The sequence below is a fragment of the Oleiphilus sp. HI0132 genome (genome assembly GCF_001635845.1).
Genome location: NZ_LWGJ01000609.1, coordinates 1 through 3,615, shown reverse-complemented (window position 1 = coordinate 3,615; position 3,615 = coordinate 1). Strand labels below are relative to the sequence as shown.

Genomic DNA, 3,615 nt, shown 5'->3' with positions numbered 1-3,615 from the left:
CTGCTACCAAACGTGCCTTCTGAGCAGATAGACGAGCACCTCTATGCTTTGCAGCTACTTCCATCTCAATATCCTCTCAGAATTATCGCTTCGCTTTCTTATCGGCATCATGACCCCGATAAGTACGCGTTGCAGCAAATTCACCTAATTTATGACCAACCATATCTTCGGTTACATAAACAGGAACGTGTTGACGTCCGTTATGAACCGCAATAGTCAGGCCTACCATCTCAGGAAAAACAGTTGAACGACGAGACCAAGTCTTAATTGGTTTCTTGTCACCTTTTTCCAGAGCCGTTTCTACTTTCTTCAATAAATGAAGGTCTATAAATGGACCTTTTTTCAAAGAACGTGGCACAGCGTAACCCTCTTAGTTAATTACTTAGCCGACCGACGACGTACTATCATCTTGTCAGTGCGTTTGTTCTTGCGAGTTTTATAGCCTTTAGTAGGTACACCCCAAGGAGTAACAGGGTGACGACCACCAGAGGTTCGCCCTTCACCACCACCATGTGGGTGGTCAACTGGGTTCATAACAACACCACGCACCGTTGGTCGAATACCGCGCCAACGTGATGCACCCGCTTTACCTAATTGCCGTAGGCTGTGCTCACTGTTTGAAACCTCACCCAAAGTAGCTCGACATTCAACAAGAACCTTACGCATTTCACCAGAACGCAAACGAAGAGTTGCATAAGCACCTTCTCTTGCTACTAGCTGCGCAGAAGTACCTGCACTACGAGCGATTTGAGCGCCTTTACCAGGCTTCAATTCAACACAGTGGATAACACTACCCACAGGAATATTTCGAATAGGTAAGGTACTGCCTACTTTTATAGGAGCATCTTCACCCGAACGAATCTCTTGACCGACTTCAACACCTTTAGGAGCAATAATGTAACGACGCTCGCCATCCATATACTTCAGCAATGCGATGTGCGCTGAACGATTTGGATCGTGCTCGATACGCTCAACAACAGCTGGAATGCCGTCTTTTGTGCGCTTGAAGTCAACAACACGATAGTGCTGCTTATGACCGCCACCCTTGTGACGAACAGTAATACGACCGTTGTTATTACGACCGCCATTTTTAGATTTCTTTTCAACTAACGGCGCATAAGGACGACCCTTGTATAAATGAGGGTGTACTACCTTAACGACATGACGACGGCCGGCAGATGTTGGTTTGGTTTTTACGACTGGCATAATTCGACCTCTACCTTATTCCACGTCCATGAAATCGATATCCTGACCTTCTGCCAATTTGACATAAGCCTTACGAATATCTTTGCGCTTACCAAGACCGTTCTTAGTGAACTTAGTCTTGCCTTTAATATTTACAGTTTGAACTGCTTCAACTGTAACATTGAAAAGTTTCTCAACAGCCTTCTTGATTTCTGGCTTGCTAGCATCCGCAGCAACCTTAAAACAAACCTGGTTGTTCTCTGCTGCCATAGAAGCTTTTTCAGAAATATGAGGACCTAAAAGAACCTTATAGATACGTTGTTCATTCATCCCAACATCTCCTCAATCTTTTTAAGAGCAGAAACTGTGACAACCACCTTATCGAAACCAACAAGGCTTACAGGGTCAACACTTTCCGCATCACGCACATCCACTTTAGGGATATTGCGAGACGCCAAATATAAGTTTTGATCAATTTCTTCAGAAATGATCAAAGTACTATCTAGCAAACCCTGCTCTTTCAACTTAGCAGTCAGCTCTTTTGTCTTTGGCTCAGCAACAGTTAGCTCTTCAACAACCAACAAACGCTCCTGACGAACCAACTCTGACAAAATAACCTGCATCGCTGCACGATACATTTTACGGTTTACTTTTTGAGAGTGATCTTGCGGCTTCGCAGCAAATGTAACACCACCTGAACGCCAGATTGGGCTACGAATAGTACCTGCACGTGCACGACCAGAACCCTTCTGCTTCCATGGCTTCTTACCACCACCACTTACTTCAGAACGAGTTTTCTGAGCTCGAGAACCCTGGCGGGCAGCTGCCATATATGCAGTGACAACCTGATGAACCAAAGACTCATTAAATTCACGAGAAAACGTAGCTTCAGATACAGCCACTGAATTTCCAGAACCAGTAATTGTTAATTCCATGACGCCCCCTATGCCTTCTGTGCTGGCTTGACAATGATGTCCGCGCCAGTAGCACCAGGAACAGAACCTTTAATCAATAAAAGGTTACGTTCTGCGTCTACACGAACGACTTCTAAGCTCTGAACAGTAACTTGTTCAGCACCCATGTGACCTGACATCTTCTTGCCTTTAAAAACACGACCTGGCGTCTGACACTGACCAATTGAACCGTTTGATCTGTGTGACAACGAGTTACCATGCGTCGCATCTTGCATGCCAAAGTTCCAACGCTTAATACCGCCCTGGAAACCTTTACCTTTAGACTGACCAGTTACATCAATAATCTGACCAACTTCGAAGACTGTCGCATTAAGTGCGTCACCTGCTTTAAGATCTTCGCCTTCGCCTTCCGCCAAACGGAATTCCCAAAGACCACGACCCGCTTCAACACCTGCTTTCGCAAAATGTCCAGCTGCAGCTTTAGATACGCGAGAAGCGCGACGCTCACCAACAGTTACCTGAATTGCACGGTAACCATCAACATCGTCTGTTCTCACCTGTGTGATACGGTTATCTTCAACCTCGATAACCGTTACCGGAATGGATGCACCTTCGTCTGTAAAAACTCGAGTCATCCCAGCCTTACGGCCGACTAAACCAATCGCCATTTTTCACCTCTTAAGTGTACGGGGCTTTCACCCTCTATGGCCCTATAAATTAGGTAGTTACACTTTACCGCTCGATCTAACTTGAACGGCACCAACTTTTTAGAAAAGTTGGAAAAACTTAACCAAGACTAATCTGAACGTCTACGCCAGCTGCCAGGTCAAGTTTCATTAGTGCATCTACAGTTTTTTCTGTAGGCTCTACAATATCCATCATTCTCTTATGAGTACGAATCTCATACTGATCACGCGCATCTTTGTTTACGTGAGGAGAAATCAAAACTGTAAATCTCTCTTTCTTAGTTGGAAGAGGAATCGGACCACGCACTTGCGCACCGGTTCTCTTCGCCGTATCTACAATTTCTTGTGTAGACTGATCGATCAGACGATAATCAAAAGCTTTTAGTCTGATTCTGATTTTTTGGCTTTGCATGTGACCAAAACTCCAGTAATTAGCCACTTAAACCCAAAAAGGCGCGTGACTGCTGTATAAAAAAGGAGCCGCATTGTACGTATTGCAACCAACCGTGTCAACCGACATCCCGACATAAATACGATTTCTTTTAGCACAAAAAAAAGAGCCGCCCGAAGGCAGCTCTTTTTTTAGGATATAGGCGTCAGATTATTCAACAATCTTAGCTACAACACCCGCACCTACAGTACGACCACCTTCACGAATCGCGAAGCGTAGACCTTCTTCCATCGCGATTGGCGCGATCAAAGTAGCTGTTAACTGTACGTTATCACCAGGCATTACCATTTCAACACCTTCAGGCAACTCACAAGCACCTGTCACATCAGTCGTACGGAAGTAGAACTGTGGACGGTAACCTTGGAAGAATGGCGTATGA

6 protein-coding genes and 1 pseudogene are annotated in these 3,615 nt (G+C 45.0%); all 7 read right to left on the bottom strand.

What is annotated here, in order from left to right; translation table 11 throughout:
* Positions 1-82 precede the first annotated feature (82 nt).
* Positions 83-358 carry a 30S ribosomal protein S19 gene (rpsS, locus tag A3766_RS07470; protein ID WP_068508516.1) on the bottom strand — a complete coding sequence of 92 codons (276 nt, stop codon included), beginning with the start codon at positions 356-358 and terminating at the stop codon, positions 83-85.
* Positions 359-378: 20 nt separating this feature from the next.
* Positions 379-1,206: a 50S ribosomal protein L2 gene (rplB, locus tag A3766_RS07465; protein ID WP_068508514.1), complete on the bottom strand. Its 828-nt coding sequence runs from the start codon at positions 1,204-1,206 to the stop codon at positions 379-381.
* A gap of 15 nt (positions 1,207-1,221) precedes the next feature.
* Positions 1,222-1,515 carry a 50S ribosomal protein L23 gene (rplW, locus tag A3766_RS07460; protein WP_068508512.1) on the bottom strand — a complete coding sequence of 98 codons (294 nt, stop codon included), beginning with the start codon at positions 1,513-1,515 and terminating at the stop codon, positions 1,222-1,224.
* The gene (rplD, locus tag A3766_RS07455) at positions 1,512-2,120 is read right to left on the bottom strand and encodes a 50S ribosomal protein L4 (RefSeq protein ID WP_068508509.1); all 609 of its coding nucleotides are present in this window, start codon (positions 2,118-2,120) and stop codon (positions 1,512-1,514) included. Before rplD ends, rplW begins: the two co-directional genes overlap by 4 nt.
* An 8-nt stretch (positions 2,121-2,128) precedes the next feature.
* Positions 2,129-2,767 (bottom strand): 50S ribosomal protein L3, encoded by a 639-nt coding sequence (gene rplC, locus A3766_RS07450; RefSeq protein WP_068508507.1) that lies wholly within the window; start codon positions 2,765-2,767, stop codon positions 2,129-2,131.
* Between the two features lie 118 nt (positions 2,768-2,885).
* Positions 2,886-3,197: a 30S ribosomal protein S10 gene (gene rpsJ / locus A3766_RS07445; protein ID WP_068455763.1), complete on the bottom strand. Its 312-nt coding sequence runs from the start codon at positions 3,195-3,197 to the stop codon at positions 2,886-2,888.
* Between the two features lie 189 nt (positions 3,198-3,386).
* A pseudogene (gene tuf, locus A3766_RS07440) lies at positions 3,387-3,615 on the bottom strand (elongation factor Tu); the annotation flags it as partial.